The organism is Streptomyces sp. ID05-26A (genome assembly GCF_033794685.1).
In the GTDB taxonomy this organism is placed as follows: Bacteria; Actinomycetota; Actinomycetes; order Mycobacteriales; family Pseudonocardiaceae; genus Lentzea.
On sequence record NZ_JARAYZ010000004.1, the window covers coordinates 154,976 to 174,186 of the forward strand.

The 19,211-nt window shown below is 69.4% G+C and carries 23 protein-coding genes and 1 pseudogene; 8 read left to right on the forward strand and 16 right to left on the reverse strand.

Features of this window, described 5'->3' with window-relative positions; all coding sequences use genetic code 11:
* Positions 1 to 163: 163 nt before the first annotated feature.
* Positions 164 to 418: a hypothetical protein gene (locus PV646_RS31910; protein ID WP_500346011.1), complete on the forward strand. Its 255-nt coding sequence runs from the start codon at positions 164 to 166 to the stop codon at positions 416 to 418.
* On the opposite strand, the gene aroQ is transcribed toward PV646_RS31910, so the two are convergent.
* From aroQ to PV646_RS31945, 7 genes are all read right to left on the reverse strand, one after another.
* Positions 379 to 807: a type II 3-dehydroquinate dehydratase gene (gene aroQ / locus PV646_RS31915; protein WP_500346012.1), complete on the reverse strand. Its 429-nt coding sequence runs from the start codon at positions 805 to 807 to the stop codon at positions 379 to 381. The genes PV646_RS31910 and aroQ overlap by 40 nt on opposite strands.
* The gene (aroB, locus tag PV646_RS31920) at positions 804 to 1,916 is read right to left on the reverse strand and encodes a 3-dehydroquinate synthase (protein ID WP_500346013.1); all 1,113 of its coding nucleotides are present in this window, start codon (positions 1,914 to 1,916) and stop codon (positions 804 to 806) included. The genes aroQ and aroB overlap by 4 nt, the downstream gene beginning before the upstream one ends.
* Complete coding sequence (locus PV646_RS31925) at positions 1,913 to 2,419, reverse strand: shikimate kinase (protein WP_500346014.1); 507 nt, start codon at positions 2,417 to 2,419, stop codon at positions 1,913 to 1,915. The genes aroB and PV646_RS31925 overlap by 4 nt, the downstream gene beginning before the upstream one ends.
* Positions 2,416 to 3,621 carry a chorismate synthase gene (gene aroC, locus PV646_RS31930; RefSeq protein ID WP_500346015.1) on the reverse strand — a complete coding sequence of 402 codons (1,206 nt, stop codon included), beginning with the start codon at positions 3,619 to 3,621 and terminating at the stop codon, positions 2,416 to 2,418. The genes PV646_RS31925 and aroC overlap by 4 nt, the downstream gene beginning before the upstream one ends.
* 7 nt (positions 3,622 to 3,628) lie before the next feature.
* Positions 3,629 to 4,081, reverse strand: a complete 453-nt coding sequence (locus PV646_RS31935; protein WP_500346016.1) for a prepilin peptidase — start codon at positions 4,079 to 4,081, stop codon at positions 3,629 to 3,631.
* A gap of 92 nt (positions 4,082 to 4,173) precedes the next feature.
* A complete protein-coding gene (locus PV646_RS31940; RefSeq protein WP_500346017.1) occupies positions 4,174 to 4,629 on the reverse strand; it encodes a PTS sugar transporter subunit IIA in 456 nt (151 codons plus the stop codon).
* A complete protein-coding gene (locus PV646_RS31945) occupies positions 4,626 to 4,862 on the reverse strand; it encodes a PTS sugar transporter subunit IIB (protein ID WP_090005969.1) in 237 nt (78 codons plus the stop codon). The genes PV646_RS31940 and PV646_RS31945 overlap by 4 nt, the downstream gene beginning before the upstream one ends.
* Before the next feature lie 111 nt (positions 4,863 to 4,973).
* Here PV646_RS31945 and PV646_RS31950 point away from each other — a divergent pair, with 111 nt between their 5' ends.
* The 3 genes from PV646_RS31950 to PV646_RS31960 are packed head-to-tail and all read left to right on the forward strand — an operon-like array spanning position 4,974 to position 7,309.
* Complete coding sequence (locus PV646_RS31950) at positions 4,974 to 5,729, forward strand: GntR family transcriptional regulator (RefSeq protein ID WP_500346018.1); 756 nt, start codon at positions 4,974 to 4,976, stop codon at positions 5,727 to 5,729.
* Positions 5,726 to 7,012: a PTS transporter subunit EIIC gene (locus PV646_RS31955; protein ID WP_500346019.1), complete on the forward strand. Its 1,287-nt coding sequence runs from the start codon at positions 5,726 to 5,728 to the stop codon at positions 7,010 to 7,012. Before PV646_RS31950 ends, PV646_RS31955 begins: the two co-directional genes overlap by 4 nt.
* Positions 7,013 to 7,042: 30 nt before the next feature.
* A complete protein-coding gene (locus tag PV646_RS31960; RefSeq protein ID WP_170176508.1) occupies positions 7,043 to 7,309 on the forward strand; it encodes an HPr family phosphocarrier protein in 267 nt (88 codons plus the stop codon).
* Between the two features lie 210 nt (positions 7,310 to 7,519).
* On the opposite strand, the pseudogene PV646_RS31965 reads toward PV646_RS31960, so the two are convergent.
* Positions 7,520 to 8,011, reverse strand: a pseudogene (locus tag PV646_RS31965) (phosphatase PAP2 family protein); the annotation flags it as partial.
* Between the two features lie 93 nt (positions 8,012 to 8,104).
* On the opposite strand from PV646_RS31965, the gene PV646_RS31970 reads away from it, so the two are divergent.
* From PV646_RS31970 to PV646_RS31980, 3 genes are read left to right on the forward strand one after another with little or no spacing between them, the layout of a single operon-like run.
* A complete protein-coding gene (locus PV646_RS31970) occupies positions 8,105 to 8,788 on the forward strand; it encodes a response regulator (RefSeq protein ID WP_500346020.1) in 684 nt (227 codons plus the stop codon).
* On the forward strand, positions 8,785 to 10,131 hold the full coding sequence (locus PV646_RS31975) for a sensor histidine kinase (RefSeq protein ID WP_500346021.1): 1,347 nt from the start codon (positions 8,785 to 8,787) through the stop codon (positions 10,129 to 10,131). The genes PV646_RS31970 and PV646_RS31975 overlap by 4 nt, the downstream gene beginning before the upstream one ends.
* Positions 10,128 to 10,523 (forward strand): hypothetical protein, encoded by a 396-nt coding sequence (locus tag PV646_RS31980; RefSeq protein WP_500346022.1) that lies wholly within the window; start codon positions 10,128 to 10,130, stop codon positions 10,521 to 10,523. Before PV646_RS31975 ends, PV646_RS31980 begins: the two co-directional genes overlap by 4 nt.
* A 675-nt stretch (positions 10,524 to 11,198) precedes the next feature.
* On the opposite strand, the gene PV646_RS31985 is transcribed toward PV646_RS31980, so the two are convergent.
* The 7 genes from PV646_RS31985 to PV646_RS32015 form a co-directional block, all read right to left on the reverse strand.
* The gene (locus tag PV646_RS31985) at positions 11,199 to 12,020 is read right to left on the reverse strand and encodes a shikimate dehydrogenase (RefSeq protein WP_500346023.1); all 822 of its coding nucleotides are present in this window, start codon (positions 12,018 to 12,020) and stop codon (positions 11,199 to 11,201) included.
* Positions 12,020 to 13,243 carry an endolytic transglycosylase MltG gene (gene mltG, locus PV646_RS31990; protein ID WP_500346024.1) on the reverse strand — a complete coding sequence of 408 codons (1,224 nt, stop codon included), beginning with the start codon at positions 13,241 to 13,243 and terminating at the stop codon, positions 12,020 to 12,022. The genes PV646_RS31985 and mltG overlap by 1 nt, the downstream gene beginning before the upstream one ends.
* The gene (ruvX, locus tag PV646_RS31995) at positions 13,240 to 13,650 is read right to left on the reverse strand and encodes a Holliday junction resolvase RuvX (RefSeq protein ID WP_500346025.1); all 411 of its coding nucleotides are present in this window, start codon (positions 13,648 to 13,650) and stop codon (positions 13,240 to 13,242) included. The genes mltG and ruvX overlap by 4 nt, the downstream gene beginning before the upstream one ends.
* Positions 13,651 to 13,714: 64 nt before the next feature.
* A complete protein-coding gene (gene alaS / locus PV646_RS32000; RefSeq protein ID WP_500346026.1) occupies positions 13,715 to 16,384 on the reverse strand; it encodes an alanine--tRNA ligase in 2,670 nt (889 codons plus the stop codon).
* A gap of 72 nt (positions 16,385 to 16,456) precedes the next feature.
* Positions 16,457 to 16,726, reverse strand: coding sequence for a hypothetical protein (locus PV646_RS32005; RefSeq protein WP_189156824.1), 270 nt, complete (start codon positions 16,724 to 16,726; stop codon positions 16,457 to 16,459).
* Positions 16,723 to 17,115, reverse strand: a complete 393-nt coding sequence (locus PV646_RS32010) for a DUF948 domain-containing protein (RefSeq protein WP_189156825.1) — start codon at positions 17,113 to 17,115, stop codon at positions 16,723 to 16,725. Before PV646_RS32010 ends, PV646_RS32005 begins: the two co-directional genes overlap by 4 nt.
* Positions 17,116 to 17,208: 93 nt before the next feature.
* A complete protein-coding gene (locus tag PV646_RS32015; protein ID WP_500346027.1) occupies positions 17,209 to 17,700 on the reverse strand; it encodes a DinB family protein in 492 nt (163 codons plus the stop codon).
* A gap of 135 nt (positions 17,701 to 17,835) precedes the next feature.
* On the opposite strand from PV646_RS32015, the gene PV646_RS32020 reads away from it, so the two are divergent.
* Entirely contained in the window at positions 17,836 to 18,414 is a 579-nt protein-coding gene (locus tag PV646_RS32020; RefSeq protein ID WP_500346028.1) for a GNAT family N-acetyltransferase, read from the forward strand.
* Positions 18,415 to 18,509: 95 nt separating this feature from the next.
* On the opposite strand, the gene PV646_RS32025 is transcribed toward PV646_RS32020, so the two are convergent.
* The gene (locus PV646_RS32025; RefSeq protein ID WP_500346029.1) at positions 18,510 to 19,145 is read right to left on the reverse strand and encodes a maleylpyruvate isomerase N-terminal domain-containing protein; all 636 of its coding nucleotides are present in this window, start codon (positions 19,143 to 19,145) and stop codon (positions 18,510 to 18,512) included.
* Positions 19,146 to 19,211: the final 66 nt, after the last annotated feature.

Consider the following 19,211-nt stretch of genomic DNA (forward strand, 5'->3'; position numbering starts at 1 on the left):
TCCGCCACACTTCGCATGATTTGCGCATTACCTCAGTCCGAACACCCGAATGCGGAATGTCCAGGATTTGGCCTGGGACTGACCGCTATCCGGAGCCTTTTCGGGTCATGATCGCAACTAGCCTTCTGGACATTCCATCGTGAGTCCCAGATCAAGGGCGGCCATGACCGACGAGTCCCGCACGCACAACAACGTCTCCGGCAACATCGCGGACACCAGCGCGGTCCTGCAGGTGCACAACCTGATGGGTGACCTGCAGTCCGCGATGGACCCCGCGCGGCCGGCGACCGCGGTCCGCCCGCGACTCGGCGCGAGCACGGTCGAGGCGGTGTTCATCAGCGCGACCGCGCTCGCCGCCGTCGCCCTGCTGAGCTGGCGCTACTTCCTGAGCGACAGCCAGCGCAGGGCGAGCAGGTAGCCCTCGACGCCGAGTCCGGCGATCACGCCGGTCGCGACCGCCGAGATGACGCTGTGGTGCCGGAACTCCTCGCGCTGGTGGATGTTCGAGATGTGCACCTCGACCAGCGGCGCCGTGAGCTGGGAGCACGCGTCGCGCAGCGCGATCGAGTAGTGCGTCCACGCCGCGCCGTTCAACACCACCGGGGTGGCGGCGTCGGCGGCCTCGTGCAGCCACCCCACCATCTCGCCCTCGTGGTTGGTCTGGCGGACCTCCACGTCGAAACCGAGGTCCTTGCCCTCCGCCACGCACAGCTCGACGAGGTCTGCGTGCGTGGTGCTGCCGTAGATGAGCGGCTCGCGGGTGCCCAGGCGGTTGAGGTTCGGGCCGTTGAGAACCAGGACCTTCACAGCAGCACCGTCCCGCCGGAGGTGGGCTTGGGTTCCGCGGCGACGGCTCCGTACGCGGCGGCGATCAGGGCCGGGTCCGGGCCTTCGAGGCGGCCGGGCTTCGCCAGGCCGTCGAGGACGACGAAGCGGAGCACGCCCGCCTTGTTCTTCTTGTCGACCTTCATGCCCTCCATGAGCTGCGGGAGGCCGTCCGCGTCGTAGGTCGTCGGCAGGCCGAGCGACTCCAGGACGCGCTTGTGGCGGTCGGCCGTCTCGTCGTCGAGGCGGCCTGCCAGGCGGGCCAGTTCGGCGGCGAAGACCAGGCCCACGCTGATCGCGGCGCCGTGGCGCCAGCGGTAGCGCTCGCGGCGTTCGATGGCGTGGCCGAGGGTGTGGCCGTAGTTCAGGATCTCGCGCAGGTTCGACTCGCGCAGGTCGGTCGTGACGACGTCGGCCTTGATCTGGATCTTGCGGCGGACCAGGTCGGCGAGCACCTCGCCCGTGGGGTCCAGAGCGGCCTGGGGGTCGGCCTCGATCAGGTCGAGGATGACCGGGTCGGCGATGAAGCCGCCCTTCACGATCTCGGCCATGCCCGCGATGAGCTCGTTGCGCGGCAACGTTTCCAGGGTCGCGAGGTCGACGAAGATGGCGTCAGGCTCGTAGAACGTGCCGACGAGGTTCTTGCCCGCGTCGGTGTTGATGCCGGTCTTGCCGCCGACCGCCGCGTCGACCATGCCGAGCAGCGTCGTCGGGATGTTGACCAGCCGTACGCCGCGCATCCACGTGGACGCGACGAAGCCCGCGAGGTCCGTGACCGCGCCGCCGCCGAGGCCGACGACGACGTCGGAGCGCGACAGGCCGATCTTGCCCAGCACGTCCCAGCAGAAGCCCGCGACGGCCAGGTCCTTGCCGTCCTCGGCGTCCGGGACCTCGACGCGGTGCGCGTCGGCGCCCGCGGCCTTGAGCTCGTCGACGAGCACCTTCGCGGTCTCGGCCAGCGTCGGCTGGTGCACGATCGCGATCTTGGCGGTGCCGCCGAGGAACTCGACGATGTCGCCGAGCAGGCCGCGGCCGACCACCACGTCGTAGGGCTTCTCCGCGGCGACCCGGATGCGCACGGGCTCGGTCATGCTTGCTCTCCCTTGATCACCGCGTCGGTCACCTGGTCCGGATCGAGCGAGTCCGTGAGGACCTCGATCGTCGCGACCTCGCGGTACAGCGGCAGGCGCGCGTCCAGCAGCGCCTTGAAGGTGGCGCGCGGGTTGATGCCGGTCAGCAGCGGGCGGTTGGCCGCCAGCCCCGTGCGGCGCACGCCCTCGGCCATGCCCACGTTCAGGAAGACGACGGTGTGCTCGCGCAGCCGTTCGCGGGTCGTGGCGGACAGCACCGCTCCCCCGCCCAGCGCCAGCACACCCTCGTGCTCGACCAGCGCCTTGGCGACCGCTTCCTCTTCCATGGCGCGGAAAACGGGCTCGCCGTCGTCGGTGAAGATGTCCGAGATGGGCTTGCCGGCCAGCTCGACGATGTCCGCGTCGACATCGCGGAACGGCACGCCGAGCCTGGCCGCCAGCAGCTCGCTGACGGTGGTCTTGCCCGCGCCGGGCGGGCCGACCACGACGTAGTGCGGGCTCACATGCCCTCCCAGCGGGCTTCCAGGGCCTTGAGGTACGCGTGGGCGTTGCGGCGCGTCTCGTCGAGCGAGTCGCCGCCGAACTTCTCCAGCGCGGCCTCGGCCAGCACCAGCGCCACGACGGACTCCAGCACCACACCGGCGCGCGGCACGGCGCAGACGTCCGAACGCTGGTGGATGGCGGTGGCGGCCTCGCCGGTGCGGACGTCCACAGTGGCCAGTGCGCGCGGGACCGTCGAGATGGGCTTCATGGCCACGCGGACGCGCAGGATCTCGCCGTTGGTGATGCCGCCCTCGAGGCCACCGGCGCGGTTCGAGCGGCGCGTCACGCCGACCGGGCCGCTGCCGCGGTCGATCTCGTCGTGCGCCTGCGAACCCCAGCGCTGGGCGGAGGTGAAGCCGTCGCCGATCTCCACGCCCTTCATCGCCTGCACGCCCATCAACGCGGCCGCGAGGCGCGCGTCGAGGCGGCGGTCCCAGTGCACGTGCGAGCCGAGGCCCGGCGGCAGCCCGTAGACGAGCACCTCGATCACACCACCCACGGTGTCCGCGGCCTTCTGCACGGCCTCGACCTCGGCGACCATCGCGTCGGTGCCGCGAGCGTCGAAGCAGCGCACCGGCGAGGAGTCGATCGCGGGCAGGTCGTCCGGCGTCGGCAGCCCGGAGTCCTCAGGCGTCACGGCCTTGCCGATCGACACCACGTGGCTCAGGACCCGCACGCCGAGCAACTGCTGCAGGAACTGCCGGGCGACCGTGCCGAGCGCGGTGCGGGCCGCGGTCTCCCGGGCGGAGGCGCGCTCCAGCACCGGGCGGGCCTCGTCGAAGCCGAACTTCTGCATGCCCGGCAGGTCGGCGTGGCCGGGGCGCGGACGGGTGAGGGCCTCGTTGCGGCCGGTGGGCTTGAGCAGGCTCGGGTCGACCGGGTCCGGCGACATGACCGTCTGCCACTTGGGCCACTCGGAGTTGCCGATCGTGACCGCGATCGGACCGCCCTGGGTCTTGCCGTGGCGTACGCCGCCGAGGATCTCGACCTCGTCCTGCTCGAAGCCCATGCGGGGCGAGCGGCCGAAGCCGAGCCGGCGGCGCCCGAGCTGGGCGACCAGGTCCTCCGTGGTCACCTCCACTCCGGCGGGCATGCCCTCCAGGACGGCGACGAGGGCGGGGCCGTGTGACTCTCCAGCGGTGATCCAGCGCAGCACGTTCACAATCCTTTCACAGCGTCGTCAACGCCCAGGTGGCGGCCAGCAAGCCCGGCCCGTGCGGCACCGCGCGCCGGTGCCGGAGGGCGGCGACACCGAGGGTGACCACGCTCGACAGGATCGCCGCAGGTAACAGCGCCGGCAACGGCAGCGCCGCGCCGAGTCCGAAGGCGAGCTTCACGTCCCCGCCGCCCATCAGCGCGGGCCGCCACCGCCGCACGGCGAGATGCGCGCCACCGAAAACGAGCGCCGACAGCACCGCCGCTCCCAGCCCGTGGAACTGCAGGAGCAACAACGAGGCACCCAACGGGAGGGTCAGCGCGTCCGGCAACCGGTGGTGCCGCAGATCGATCATCGCGAGCACGATGCCGAACCAGGCCAGCAGGAACGACGAGGGCGGAGCCTCCAGGACGGCGGCGACCGTCCACAGCGAACCCAGTGCGAACGCGAGCAGGACCGTGGTCATGGCACCACGGTCCTGCTCGGTACGGCTGAGTACAAATCCCGACCTGTCGTGAACGGTCCGTTCGCGACAGCCTTCAGGCAGGGCGGAACGGGTCAGCGAGACCAGTCGAACAGCGCGTCGTTCGCCACCACGTCGACGCCCAGCGCGAGGTCGCCGAGCACCTCGGCGGACGCGTCCAGCGCGATCACCGGGCAGATCGGCGCGAACCCGGCCGCCTCGACCTCGGCCGGGTCCCACGTCACGATCTTCTGACCGGCCTGGACCTGCTCGCCCTTGACGACGTGGAGCTCGAAGCCCTCGCCCTTGCGCTTCACGGTGTCGATGCCGAGGTGGACCAGGACGGCCGCCCCGTCACCGTTGGCGACCACGAACGCGTGCGGGTGCAGCGTGACCACGGTGCCGTCGAGCGGCGAAACCACATCGGCCTTCGATCGAACGGGCTCGACGGCCACACCGGGACCGACCATCGCCTCGGCGAAGACCTGGTCCGGAACCTCGGAGAGCGCGACCACCCGGCCGGCCACGGGGCTGCCGACGCGGAGGCTCACAGCAGGTCCTCGATGTCCGACGCGATGGTGTCCGCCTCCGGTCCGACGACGACCTGGACGACGTTGCCGGAACGCATGACTCCGTGCGCTCCCAACGCCTTCAGGGCCTTCTCGTCCACGACGGAACCGTCTTCGAGCTCGCACCGCAGGCGGGTGATGCAGGGCTCGATCTCGATGATGTTGTCCCGGCCGCCCAGCGCCTCGAGGATCTTCTGAGCCTTCTCGTCAGCCACGTTCGTACCTCTCGTTCCCGTAACAGCGGTTGACACCCGCTCGGTGCGCGGAGCATTCTCCCGCACCAACTGGTCTAGACCGGAAAGTACCACTAGCGAGGAGGTGAGCGAGTGAACGAGATCGTGGACGGGCCCAAGCCGAAGCACGCGCAGCTGCGCGAGATCCTGCGGCGGCTGGCCGAACAGGACCTCGCTCCCGGCTCACCGATCCCGTCCGAGCGCGATCTCGCCGAGCGGTACGGGGTCTCTCGCATCACCGTGCGGGCCGCAGTCGGCCAGCTGGTCGCCGACGGCCTGCTCACCCGGGCCAAGGGACGTGGGACGTTCACCGCCAAGCGGCGCTACGACCTGCAGCTCTTCCTGGCGTCCTTCACCTCGGACATGAAGGCGCGCGGGGTCGAACCCAGCACCGAGGTGATCAGCTGCGGCCAGGCGGCTCCCGGCTCGAAGGCCTCGCTGGGCCTGGAGGCCGACGAGTACGCGTACCGCGTCGTGCGGCTGCGCAAGGCCGACGGAGCCCCGTTGGCGCTCGAAGCCGGCTGGTACAGCCCGCACGTGCTTCCCGAACTAGACCGATGTGACCTGACCGGGTCGATCTACGAGATCATCGCGACCCGGTACGGCGTCCAGCTCGACCACGCGCGGCAGACCGTGTGGGCCGAGACCGCCGACGCGGAGACCGCGAAGGCGCTCGACGTCCGCAAGGGCAGCCCGCTTCTCGTGTTCAGGAGGGTCGCCAGCTCCGACGGGCGGCCCTGCGAAGACGTGACCTCCTGGTACCGGGGCGATCTCTACCAGGTGACCATGCAACTGGACCGGACCGTCCCGGGTTCGGGCCTCGACTCCGCCAAGGGAGGAACCCGATGAGCACGGACGCCGCAACCGGTGGTCGTGAGATCAAGGGTCTCGCCACGTTGCAACGCTTCGGTCGCAGCCTCATGCTGCCGATCGCCGTGCTGCCCGCGGCAGGCCTGCTGCTCCGCCTCGGTCAAGACGACCTGCTGGGCAAGGACGGTCTCGGCTGGAACGCCGTGGCCGCAGTGATCGGTGCGGCCGGCGACGCGTTGTTCAGCAACCTCGCCCTGCTGTTCGCGGTCGGCATCGCCGTCGGGTTCGCCCGGCGCGGTGACGGTTCCACCGCACTCGCCGCAGTGGTCGGCTACGTCACGCTGACGAGCGTCTTCAAGGCCATGTCACCGCTGGTCCTCGACCAGCCGACCGAAGCGGGCGCCAAGCCGGAGCTGATCGACTACCGCGTCCTCGGCGGTATCGTCGTCGGCCTGCTGACCGCACTGCTGTGGCAGAAGTACCACCGCATCAAGCTGCCCCCGTACCTGGCGTTCTTCGGTGGCAGGCGTTTCGTGCCCATCATCGTCGCCGGCGTCATGGTGCTGGTCGGTGTCGCACTCGGCCTCGTGTACCCGTGGTTCGACGCGGGCATCACCGCGCTGGGTGAGTGGGTCACCGGCAGCACGATCATCGGCGCCTTCATCTACGGCGTCATCAACCGGCTGCTCATCCCGCTCGGCCTGCACCACATCATCAACAACGTCGTGTGGTTCCAGTTCGGCGAGTTCAACGACAAGACCGGTGACATCCCGCGCTTCCTCGCGCAGGACCCGACGGCCGGCACGTTCCAGACCGGCTTCTTCCCGATCCTCATGTTCGCGCTGCCGGCCGCCGCTCTGGCGATCGTGCACACCGCGAAGCCGAGCCAGCGCAAGCTCATCGGCGGCATCATGGGCTCCGCCGCTCTCACCGCGTTCATCACCGGTGTGACGGAGCCGCTGGAGTTCGCGTTCATGTTCGTGGCGTGGCCGCTGTACCTGATCCACGCGGTGCTGACCGGTACGTCGCTCGCGATCTCGAACGCGCTCGACGTCCACTCGGGCTTCTCGTTCTCGGCCGGTGCGATCGACTTCATCCTGAACTGGAACATCTCCCAGAAGCCGTGGATGCTCATCATCCTGGGTCTGATCTACGGTGCGATCTACTACTTCCTGTTCCGCTGGGTCATCACCAAGTGGAACCTGAAGACGCCGGGCCGCGAGGACGACGAGTCCCCGGAGGCCGACGAGAGCATCGTCGGCAGCAGTGGCGACACGGCGGTGCGCGAGAAGCCGAAGCGCAACCCGACCGAACAGCAGTAACGAGAACCAGCTCTACCGGGAGGAACCATCATGGCCGAGCGACGGGTCACCGTGGCCAGCAAGGTCGGACTGCACGCCCGGCCTGCCGCACTGCTGGCGAAGGCCGCCGCCGACCAGCCGGTGACGGTCAGCATCGCCAAGGACGGCGGCGAAGCCGTTGACGCGGCGAGTGTTCTGGGTCTGATGACCCTGGGCGCCATGCACGGTGACGAGGTGGTGCTCAGCGCCGAGGGGGACGGAGCGGACGCCGCTCTGGACGCCATCGCCGAACTGATCGCCACCGATCACGACGAGTGATTCCGGCTGTGAGTGGTCTCGGTCGCCCCGATGACGGTTCCGATTTCCGGGACCACTCACAGCCCACCCGAAGTGCAGCACGACACCCGCGGTCACGACGCCGGCCAAGGTCGACGGCGTGGCCTGCGGGTAGCTCACCATCAGCCAGACGCCTCCCACGGCCAGTGCGGGCGGCACGATCAACCCCGCGGTCCACTTGCGCAGCAGCAGGAACGCGAGCGTCGAGACCAGCAGCGCCGCGCCGAGCGTGTCGCTGAACCGGTGCCAGCCCAGCGACACCGTCTCCGCCGCGACCGCCCCCGCGCCGATCGCCCCCGGCACCGCCACGAACAGCGCGAACCGCTGGGGCACCGCCATCGTCACCGCGATCACCGACGCCACCGCGGCCGTCGTGTGTCCACTCGGGAAGCTGTTGTGCACCAGCACCGCGTCGTCGTCGAGCGGCGGCCGCACCAGCACGTAGAGCTTCAACGCCTGCGCACCCAGCACCGAACCGCCGAGCAGCGCCAACGGCGCGAGCGACTTCTTACGTGCGAAGAGAACCACGAGGACCGCGGCGACGAGGATCGCCATGTCCACGTTGGACGCCCACGAGCGTTGGAGTGAGAGCTCGGGCAACGCGGCGTTCTCCGCCTTCTGCCCGAACGACGTCCACACCAGCGCGAAGTACGTGAAGAGGAATCCCAGCAAGCTTCCGGCCATGTGTTCGACGTTCCGCGAGCCGCTCTATGGGAACGTCCACGCCGTGTCATGGTTCCGCAACAGATCCGGCGCGGGTGCCGTTTCCCGCCGATAATGGATCTCGTGGCGATGGTGTTGCTGGTCGAGGACGACCCTTCGGTGCGTGAAGGACTCGGGCTGGCGTTGCGCCGCCAGGGACACGACGTCCGGGCAGCCGGAACGGGTGAGGAAGGCGTCGAGAAGCTGCGCGAGTCCCGTCCCGACATCGTGGTCCTCGACATCATGCTGCCCGGCATCGACGGCTTCGAGACGTGCCGGCGAATGCGCACGCACGCCGAGGTGCCGATCATCATGCTCACCGCGCGCGGCGACGACTTCGACGTGGTCGCGGGCCTGGAGGCGGGCGCGGACGACTACGTGGTCAAGCCCGTCGAACCCCGCGTGCTGGAGGCCCGGATCCGCGCCGTGCTGCGGCGGACCGTCTCCGAACCGTCGTCGATCGAACGGCACGGCTCGCTGGTGATCGATCGGGCAGGGTTGCAGGTCCTGAAGAACGACGTGAAGGTCGCGCTCACCCCGACCGAGCTGAAGCTGCTGCTCGAACTGTCCCGCACCCCCGGCCGTGTGCTGACCCGCCAGCAGATCCTCGAGGCCGTCTGGGAGCACGACTACCTGGGCGACTCGCGGCTCGTCGACGCGTGCGTGCAGCGGTTGCGCGCGAAGATCGAGGACGTGCCCTCCGACCCCGGCTACGTCCACACGGTGCGCGGCTTCGGTTACCGCTTCGGCCCCCGATGAGGTCGTTGTTCCGCGGCCTGCGCCCGCGACTGATGGCGGCGTTCCTGCTGTTGACGGTCCTGGGCGCGGTGGGAGCGGCGGGCGCCTCGTACGCGACCGCCCGCACGTTGCTGCTGGAGGACGCGCAGGACAACTTCATGAACCCGCTCGTGAAGGACGTCCGCGACTACGCGGAGCGCCTGACCGTGCCGCCGGCGCAGGAGGACCTGGACGGCTTCGGCACGTACCTGCGCGGCTCGGCGGTCGTGGTCTACCAGGATCTGCGCTCCACCCAGGGCCCTGACCCGTCGTTCATCCCCAACGACATGCGCGAGATGCTCAAGACGAGCGGGACGACCCTCTGGCAGCGCCGCACGGACCTCACCGACCCGTACGTCGTCGTGGGCATCCCGTTGGTCCGTGCGGATGGCACGCCCACCGGCGTCGAGGTGTGGGCGCTGCAGTACCTGAGAGGCCCGCAGGCGGCCATCGACAGCTTCTCGACCGCCGCCTGGGTGGGCGTCAGCCTCGTGCTCCCCCTCGCCCTCGGTCTCGCGCTCTTCACGGCCCGCGGCGTCCTGCGTCCCGTCCGGCGCCTCGGCGCCGCGGCCCGCGCGCTGGGCTCCGGCCGCCTGGACACCCGCGTGGACGAACGCGGCTCCGACGAACTCGCCGACCTGGCCCGCACGTTCAACCGCGCCGCCGAGCAACTGGAAGCCTCCCAGGCCGCCTCCCGCCGGTTCGTCGCCGACGTGTCGCACGAACTCCGCACCCCGCTCACGGCGATGAACGCCGTGACCGCCGTCCTGGACGAGGACGCCGACACCCTGCCACCGGACACGGCCGTAGCGGCCCGCCTGGTCTCCGCCGAGACCCGCAAGCTGACCCGCCTGGTCAACGACCTGATGGAGATCTCCCGCTTCGACGAGGGCCGCAACCTCCTCGAACTGGACGACTGGGACATCGGCACGGCCGTGCGCGACACCCTCGCCGCCCGCGGCTGGACCACGTCCGTGGAGGCCTCCCTGCCGGAAGGCGTGGTCGCGCGCGTGGACCGCCGCCGCCTGGACGTCATCGTCGCCAACCTCGTGGGCAACGCCTTGAAGCACGGAGGCGTCCCAGTCCATGTGACCGTACGACCGGGCGTCATCGAGGTCGCCGACCAAGGCCCGGGCATCCCGCCGGACGCCCTCCCCCACATCTTCGACCGCTTCTACAAGGCAGACACGGCCCGCTCCCGTTCCGAGGGCAGCGGACTGGGATTGGCGATCGCATGGGAGAACGCACGCCTGCACGGCTGCACCATCGAAGCGGCCAACGCGCCCTCGGGCGGCGCGGTCTTCACCTTGCGCTTGCCCTCGTGACCCTCACCGCGTGCGGCATCCGCCCGACCCCGGTCCTCACCGGAGCCGAAGCCCCCACGGTCTCCTCGCACACGCTGACCATCTTCCTGGTGACGGCGGCACACGACGGCCTGGTCCGCCGCACCCGCACCTACACGGGCACCGTCGACATCACGACCGCGATGAACCTCCTCCTGGCCGGGCCGAACGACGAGGAGAAGAAACTCGGCCTCACCACCGAACTGCCCGCGACGTCCTCGAAGGCGGTCCCGGTCCTGGACGTGATCGTGATGCCGGAGGACGTCGCGCCGCCGACGTCGAAGTGGGCGATCTTCCAGGTGCACTGCACGGCGATGGCGAGCCGCGCGAAGGTGGCGGGCGTGGCGCCGGTGGCCGACGAGTACTGCCCTTAGAACGCGCCGTGGCGTCGCGAGGGCGAAGCGAGCCACCTGCAGCCGCAACGCAAAGGCGAAGCCGAGGCGTCCCTCCACACACAACAGGGCAAAGCCGAAGGCAAGCCACCCTGCCCCGCAACGCAATGGCGGAGCCGAGGCGTACCTACCTGGGCGCACCGGGTAGCGGTGACGTGACCAGCTCGGCGATTGGGGCTTGACCTTGAGGGGCTGGATGCAATCGTGGCAGGGATCGGATGGGTTCCTGGGCCCATCTTTCAAGTCCGATCAGGCATCCAGCTAGAGGCTCGAGGTCAAGCCCCAATCGCTATCGGCGCGAAGCGGCGATGACCGGCACCGGCCCGTCTAGACCTGCGCAACCGCCCGAGCAAGGTGACCATCCGCAACGGCAGGCGACCACCCCGCTGGAACGCAACAACCAACGCAAGTCAGCCAAAGATGGAGAGCGGGGCGCACCGGCGGCCGTGGTGCCGGACCGGTTGGCCCACGCGCCCAAGCGGAGCCCCCGGCAGGCACACCCGTGCGCCCCACCCACCGGCCCCCTCCCAAGGTGAGCGGACCGGCATGCGATGACTCCGGCCGAGTGGCACATCGTCCGCAGCCAAACGAGTCGGACGTAGGCAATCACACGACGAGCATCGGCCGATATCGAACAGGCCAAGATCAAGCCGAAAGTTACGAACGCGCGGTGAGCTCCGCGGCCAGCGCCTCGCGCATGACGTCTTCCGGCGCGGGCATGCCCGTGAACTGCGCGACCTGCCCGAAAGCCTGGTGCAGCAACATGTCCAGCCCGGTGGCCAGTCGGGCACCGGAGGCCTCCACGGCCGAGGCGACCGGCGTGGGCCACGGGTGGTAGATCACGTCCAGCACGTACGGCGCCCGCGCCAGCGCGTCGGCCAGCGCGACGGTGGCCGAGGCGGGCACCGTCGACACCACCACGTCCGCCGCGCCGGCCAGCAGAGGAAGGTCCACAGCGGACAGTTCCAGCACCTCGACCGAGACGCCGACCCGCGCCGCGGTCTCCAGAGCCTCCACGGCGCGCGAAGGGTCGCGCACCACAAGGGAAACCGACGAGATCCCCAGGGTGGCGAGGCCGGCCAGCGCGGCCGTCGCCGTGCCGCCCGCTCCCAGCACCACGCCGTGCGTGCCGCCGGAGAAACCCTTCTCCCGCAACGCTCCCACGACGCCGTCCACGTCGGTGCAGTCGGCGTGCCACTCGGAACCCTTGCGCACCAGCGTGTTCGCCGCACCGACGGCGAGAGCTCGTGGGGTCACGACCGAGGCGAACGCCAGCGCGGCCCGTTTGGTCGGCATAGTGCAGGACAGTCCTGCCCACTCCGGGCCCAGTGAGGACACCAGAGCGGGCACCTCGGCCTCGGAGCACTCCAGGCGCGTGTACTCCCAGTCGAGACCGAGGGCGGCGTACGCGGCGTTGTGCAGCACCGGCGAAAGGGAGTGCTCGATCGGCGAACCGATCACCGCGGCCTTGCGCACCACTAGTAGACGCCGTCCTTCTGAGCCTTCTGGTCGTTCGCGTTGTGCTCCTCGAACGTCGTCGCGAAGCACGACGTGCCGTCCGTCTGGCACTTCACGAAGAACAGGATGTCGCCGCCCGCAGGCTTGATCGCGGCGGCGATCGCCTGCTGCGAAGGTGAGCCGATCGGTGTAGGGGTCAGGCCCTGGTTCTTGTAGGTGTTGTACGGCTGGTTCGCGGCGCGGTCCGCGTCGGACGTGCGGATGTGCGGCTGGTTGTTCCTGTAGTTGATCGTCGAGTCGAACTCCAGCCTCATGGGCTTCGCGATCCGGTTGTAGATGACCTGCGAGACCTTCGGGAAGTCCTTCTCGATCGCTTCCTTCTCGATCAGCGAGGCGATGACGAGGATCTCGTAGGGGCGGAAGCCCGTGTTCATCGTGCCGCCGGGGATGCCGGCGCCCTGCAGCTTCTGGACCGAGGCCACGATGACGCTGCGGATCAGCTCGACCGCGCTGACCCCCGGCTTGACCTGGTAGACGCCGCGCATGATCAGGCCTTCGAGGCGGAACGCGGGCTCGGCGGCCTTCACGTCGGCGAGCGCCCACTCCGGCACGCCCAGGGCCACCGGGTCGGTCTGCTCGGCCGCGGCCCTGATCTCCTCGGCGGACAGGCACGTCTTGGCGCCGTCCTTCTCCGTGCAGCTCGCGGCGGCGAGCTGGGAGTAGATGCCGGCGACGGTCTTGCCGTTGGCCTGGATGTCGGTGAGCTTCAGGCCACCGACGATCTGAACGGCCGGGACGCGCGTCTTCGGGTCGATCATCTTGGCGACGGCGGTCTGACCCGACATCTTCGTCTTCATCAGGTAGAAGCCGGGCTGGATCGACGTCACGCGCGCGTCGGTCTTGCTGGCCTGGATGAAAGCCGTCGAGGACGCGACGACGCCGTTCTCCTGCAGGGTCGACGCGATCTTGCTGACCACGTCGCCGTCCTGGACCTCGACGATCGTGTCCGTCTCGCCGGAACCCGCGTAGTCCTCGAACGACCCGATGCCTCGCAGCTCCTGGTAGCCGTAATACGCGCCACCCATGCCCACGGCGAGGACCAGCGCGACGACGAGCCACAGGACCGTCTTCTTGCGCTTCTTCGCCTTCGCCCTGGCGTTGTCCCGCTCTCGGTCGCGCTTTCTGACCGGGCGTCGCTCATCAGCTTCGGGGTCGGTGAACAACCCGAGATCGTCGCCGCTCACGCCTCGTCCTTTCGGGCGGACACCGAACGTGCCCGTGCGTCCAGCCAAGATTGCAGGATCTCGACAGCAGCGGCCTGATCGACCACGGCACGCTGTTTCTTGCCCTTCACACCGCGCTGCGCCAGCACGCGGCTCACCACGACCGTCGTCAGTCGTTCGTCGGTCAGCCGCACCGGCACCGGGGCGATGCGCCCGGCCAAGGCCGCAGCGTACGCGGTCGCTGCCTCGGCAGCGGGTCCGTGCCTGCCTGCCAGCGTCTTCGGCAGACCGACGACGACCTCGACGACGTCATGCTCGGCGACGAGGCGTACGAGCTCCGTGAGGTCGGAGCCCTTCTTCTCGTCACGCTGCAGGGTAACCAGCGGGGTCGCCAGGAACGGCGTCGGATCGCTGAGGGAAATTCCCACGCGAACCGACCCGACGTCGACGCCGAGCCTCCGTCCGAGGCCCGGATCGTCGACACCAGGAACATCAGCCCTGCTCAAGCACCTTGTCCAGTTCGTTCGTCAGGGCCGTGATGGCCTCCGGAACACCGGCAGGGTTCGTGCCACCACCCTGGGCCAGGTCCGGCTTGCCGCCACCACGGGCGGCGATGGCCGGGCCGAACACCGGGACGAGCTTGCCGGCGGCGAGCCCCAGGTCGCGGGCGGCGGCCGTGGTGGCCACGACGAAGCTGACCTTGTCGCCGTCGGCCGAGAACAGGGCCACCACACCGGGCTTGCTGCCCAGGCGGTTGCGGACCTCGCCACCGAGCGTGCGCAGGTCGTTGCCCGACACACCCTCGAGGCCCAGGGCCACGAGCGACAGGCCGCGGATGTCGAGAGCCTTGTCGGCCAGGGCGCCGGCGTTGCCGAGCAGCTCGGCGGCGCGGACCTTCTCGAGCTCCTTCTCGGCGGACTTCAGGCGCTCGACCAGCGACTCGATCCGCTCGGGCAGGCCCTCGGAGCCGACCTTGAGCATGTCGGAGAGGTTCTGCACGATGGCGCGTTCCTTGGCGAGGAACCGCATGGCCTCGATGCCGACGTAGGCCTCCAGGCGGCGCACGCCGGAGCCGACCGACGACTCACCCAGCAGGGTGATCGGGCCGATCTGCGACGAGTGCTCGACGTGGGTGCCACCGCACAGCTCGCGGGACCACTCGCCACCGATCTCGATGACGCGCACGGTCTCGTCGTAGGTCTCGCCGAACAGGGCGACGGCACCCAGCTCCTGGGCACCGGCCATGTCGGTGTAGACGACGCTGACCGGCAGGTCGCGGCGCACGGCGAGGTTCGAGACCTCCTCGATCTCGCTCTTGGCCTCGGTGGACAGGCCACCGGTCCAGGCGAAGTCGAGACGCAGGTAGCCGGGCTTGTTGTACGAACCGCTCTGCAGGGCCGACGGGCCGAGCACGTGCCTCAGGGCGGCGTGCACGACGTGCGTGCCCGAGTGACCCTGGCGGGCACCGACGCGCCACTCCGGGTCGACGCGGGCCTCGACGTGCTCACCCTCGCTGACCTCACCGGAGCGGACGCGCACCTGGTGCACCCACAGCTTGCGGGCGACCTTCTGCACGTCGAGCACCTCGAGCTCGGCGTTGGCCGTGACGATGGTGCCGGCGTCGGACTCCTGGCCACCGGACTCGGCGTAGAGCGGCGTGCGGTCGAGGACGACCTCGACGATGTCGCCCTCACGAGCGGACTTCACCCGAGCGCCGTTCAGCACGATGCCGCGCAGCGTGGCCTCGGAGGCCAGCTCGGTGTAGCCGGTGAACTCGGTCGGGCCCTGCTCCAGCAGCTCGCGGTACACCGACTGGTCGCCGTGGACGGTCTTCTTGCCGGCGGCGTCGGCCTTGGCGCGGGCGCGCTGCTCGGCCATCAGCTTGCGGAAGCCGTCCTCGTCGACCGTGAGACCGGCCTCGGAGGCCATCTCCAGCGTGAGGTCGATCGGGAAGCCGTACGTGTCGTGCAGCTGGAAGGCCTTGTCACCGGGCAGCGTGGCGCGGCCGTCGGACTTCACCTCGGCGGCGGCACCCTCGAAGATCCGCGAACCGGCGTCGAGCGTCCGCAGGAACGTGTCCTCCTCGGCCTTGAGCACCTGCTGGATGCGGGCGAACCCGCTGACCAGCTCGGGGTAGGCCTCGCCCATCGAGTCGCGGACGACCTCGGCGAACTGCTGCAGCACCGGCTCGTTCACGCCCAGCAGGCGCGACGAACGCACGATGCGGCGCAGCAGGCGGCGCAGCACGTAGCCGCGGGCCTCGTTGCCGGGCGTGACGCCGTCACCCACGAGCAGCACACCGCTGCGGGCGTGGTCGGCGATGACGCGGAAGCGGACGTCGTCGACCTCGTTGGCGCCGTACTTGCGGCCGGACAGGTCCTCGGCCTTGGTGATGACGGCGCGGACCAGGTCGGTCTCGTAGACGTTGTCGACGCCCTGCAGCAGGTAGGCGACGCGCTCGACGCCCATGCCGGTGTCGATGTTCTTCGACGGCAGCTCACCGATGACCGGGTAGTCCTTCTTGGCACCACCCTCGCCGCGGATGTTCTGCATGAAGACGAGGTTCCAGATCTCCAGGTACCTGTCCTCGTCGACTACCGGGCCGCCCTCCTTGCCGTACTCGGGGCCGCGGTCGTAGTAGATCTCCGAGCAGGGGCCGCACGGGCCGGGGACGCCCATCGACCAGAAGTTGTCCTCGACGCCGCGGCGCTGGATGCGCTCCAGCGGCATGCCGGCGACCTTCTGCCACAGCTCGATGGCCTCGTCGTCGGTCTCGTAGACCGTGACCCAGATGCGCTCGGGGTCGAAGCCGTAGCCACCCTCGTCCTGGGAGTTGGTGATCAGCTCCCAGGCCAGGCGGATGGCGTCTTCCTTGAAGTAGTCGCCGAGCGAGAAGTTGCCGGCCATCTGGAAGAACGTGAGGTGGCGCGTGGTCTTGCCGACCTCGTCGATGTCCGGCGTGCGCACGCACTTCTGGATGCTCGTCATCCGCGGGGCGGGCGGCGGGGCCTCGCCGAGGAAGTACGGCTTGAACGGCACCATGCCGGCGTTGACGAACAGCAGGTTCGGGTCGTCGAGCAGCAGCGAGGCGCTGGGGATGTACTTGTGCCCGGCCTTCTCGAAGTGCTCGCGGAAACGCTTGATGATCTCGTGGGTCTGCACGGGAAGTTCCTAAGTGTGTTGCTGGGGAATGTCAGAGCTATCCAAAAAAGGAAACACAGTCGAGGCGAACGGTCAGTGCTTCCCGTTCGCCCTGGGCGCTCGGCGCCCCGGCGTGAATCCCGTCTGACGTTCCACGGTGTCCTGCAACTCCTGTTCCCGTTCGGCCATTCCCGCGCGCACCTCGGCACCGAAGGAACCGAGAGCGCCGGCGAGTTCGCGCAGGCCTTCACCCACGTTAGCGCCGACCCCGGCCGGAGTCGCCTGCTTTGCGACCTCGGAGGCCTTCTTCGCGACGAACAGGCCCGCGGCGGCACCCAGGCCGAACCAGAAGAGGCGGCTCACTTCGCACCTCGCCTGGGACGGCGCTTGCTGTGCTTGTTCGGCTGTTCAGCGGCCTTGCGACGGGCCTTGACGGCCTTGCTCACGCCGTAGGACAGCGCGGCGGCCTTGACCAGCGGACCGCCGAGAGTGGCGGTGAACAGGCTGGTGAGCGCCGAGACGTTGCCCGTCACAGCGCGCGCGTTGGCCGTGATGCCGTCGACGCGCTCGAGCTGCGTGTTCACGTGCGTGAGCGTCGTGTTGGCCTCGACGAACAACGGGTCCGTGTTCTCGTGTGCCTTGCGCATCGCGATCGTGGCCTCGTCGAAGAACCGTGCTGCCTTGATCCCGACGAACACCAGCACGATCACGAGCAGAACGAAAGCACCGGCGGCGAGCCACCCTGGCGACACGGATCCTCCTGGTGAACAGGCGTTCAGGCTTGGTTGCGGAGGAGATTACCGGGTGGGCCCGACACTCGGCTGGGCGGCACCATTCGTTGATCTTCAACGACCTGTGACGCCGTCGATCTGCTCGCGGAGGACGTCGGCGTGACCCGCGTGCCGGGCGGTTTCGGCGGTCATGTGCGCGAGAACCCACCTCAGTGTTTTCGGCGCGTCGTCGATCGGAACCGCCGTCGGGGTCTCGGGGTGGCGGCCACTGACGGCCTTGTCGCTGTCCGCGATCGCGGCCCGGTAGTCCTCGACCACGTCCTCGGCCGGACGGTCGCGCGCCACGGTCATGCTCAGGGCGTCGTCGCCGGGGTCCTCACCGCCGGCGACGACGTGGGTGAACCAGAAGCGCTCGGCCCCGGCCAGGTGCTGGACCAGCCCCAGGATCGAGGTGCCGCTCGCGACCAGCGGCCGGCGGAGCTGCTCGCCGGTCAGTCCCTCCGCCTTCTTGAGAACGCAGTGGCGCTGGAACGCGAGGAACGCGAGGGCCGTGTCGAGTTCGCCGGTGTCAACACGAGGCACCGGTTCGCGCTGGGTCTCCTGCATGCCGAGAACGTACGGGACAGCTCATTGACGCGCGGCCGTCACAGCCTGTGAAATACCCGTCACACAGGGCTTGACATCGGCGGCCTTGCGCAACTGAAGTAAGGCAACCCTAAGTTGACCCGCGCAGGAGGCCAAGTGAAGCCGGTGTCGCACCTGGACTCCTACCGCCTCCAGATCACCGCGGGCCCGCCGCCGGTCCCGGAGCTGTCGATGCCGTGGGACGCGCGCGTCGCCCGTTCGGACGGCTACGACCTGCACCTCGTGCACCGCTGGAACCAGGCACCGCACGTGGCGGCGTTCTGGCGGCAGGCGTGGACGTTGCCGCACTGGGAGGAGGAGCTCCAGGCCCAGCTGAACGGCGACGACGTCCGGCCGGTGCTGGTGAGCTGGCACGGCCGCCCGGTGATCTACGCCGAGGTCTACCGCGCGGCCAGGCGGGCCGTCTCCCACTGCTACCGGGCACGGCCGCACGACCTCGGGCTGAACCTCGCGGTCGGAGAGCTGGCGATGACCGACCGCGGACTGGTGCGGTCGCTGCTCCCCCGGCTCACCGACGCGCTGTTCGAGGCCGACCCGCACTGCACGCGGATCGTGCTGGAACCGGACGTGCGCAACACCCGCGCCATCAGGTCGTTCGAGGCCGGCGGCTTCGTGGCGGCGGACGAGATCATGCTGCCGGGCAAGGTCGCGCTGCTGATGGTGTGCAAGCGCTAGGTGCTGTTCTGCGAGTTCGTCTGGTGAGAGACGCGGGCGAGAGTCCCGGAGCCCTCGGCCGCCGCTCTCGCCCGACGAGACTTGCAGGACAGCGCCTAGAACGCCGTGATGTCCTGCGGTGCGCGTTCCTTGCGACTGAGCGCGCGCACCACGTCGATCGCGCGATGCTTGTTGAGCGCCATGCGGGTCAGCAGGTCGATGACGGTCTCGTTGACGTGGCGGGGGAACTCCGGCGTCTCCACACCGACGCTCACCGCCAGGTCGTCGGAGTGCACGACGAACTCCATGAGCCGGCTGACCAGGTACTCGTCCACCCGCACCGACCACGGCCCCCAGTGCGGCATGCGCAGACCGCGGTCCTCCAGGCCGGGCAACGACTTCTCGAGTTCCCGGAGCGTCTGCTCGAACCTGTCGGCCAGCGCCGCCGGACCCTCCGCGGCCAGCTTCTCGCCGCCCGCGCGGATGCGGGTGTGGAACTCGGAGTCGACGTCCAGGTCGGTCCACTTCGCCCGCGCGTAGTGCTCCATCAGCGAGACGACCGGCTCGTCGCCGGGCGCGGCGGAGATCATGTCCGGCAACGGCAACGCCTGGTACGCGAGGTGGCCGGCGAGGCCGCTGACGCCGAACTCCGGCAGGGCGCTCGGCTTCTCCCAGTTCTCCGCGACCTGCTCGTGGCGCAGGAGGTCCAGGGCGATGCGGGCGGTGGTCAGGAAGTCTTCTCTGATCGTCACTTCGCCGAACCTACCGACGTCACCCGGTGGGGATCATCTCGATTTCCACCAGCCGGTCGCGGTGGC

What these genes read in the sequence shown, in the direction of transcription:
- PV646_RS31910 (WP_500346011.1), top strand. Translation starts at nt 164, where the DNA reads ATGACCGACGAGTCCCGCACGCACAACAACGTCTCCGGCAACATCGCG.
- aroB (WP_500346013.1), bottom strand. Translation starts at nt 1,916, where the DNA reads ATGACCGAGCCCGTGCGCATCCGGGTCGCCGCGGAGAAGCCCTACGAC.
- PV646_RS31935 (WP_500346016.1), bottom strand. Translation starts at nt 4,081, where the DNA reads ATGACCACGGTCCTGCTCGCGTTCGCACTGGGTTCGCTGTGGACGGTC.
- PV646_RS31955 (WP_500346019.1), top strand. Translation starts at nt 5,726, where the DNA reads ATGAGCACGGACGCCGCAACCGGTGGTCGTGAGATCAAGGGTCTCGCC.
- PV646_RS31960 (WP_170176508.1), top strand. Translation starts at nt 7,043, where the DNA reads ATGGCCGAGCGACGGGTCACCGTGGCCAGCAAGGTCGGACTGCACGCC.
- PV646_RS31970 (WP_500346020.1), top strand. Translation starts at nt 8,105, where the DNA reads ATGGATCTCGTGGCGATGGTGTTGCTGGTCGAGGACGACCCTTCGGTG.
- PV646_RS31975 (WP_500346021.1), top strand. Translation starts at nt 8,785, where the DNA reads ATGAGGTCGTTGTTCCGCGGCCTGCGCCCGCGACTGATGGCGGCGTTC.
- PV646_RS32015 (WP_500346027.1), bottom strand. Translation starts at nt 17,700, where the DNA reads ATGCAGGAGACCCAGCGCGAACCGGTGCCTCGTGTTGACACCGGCGAA.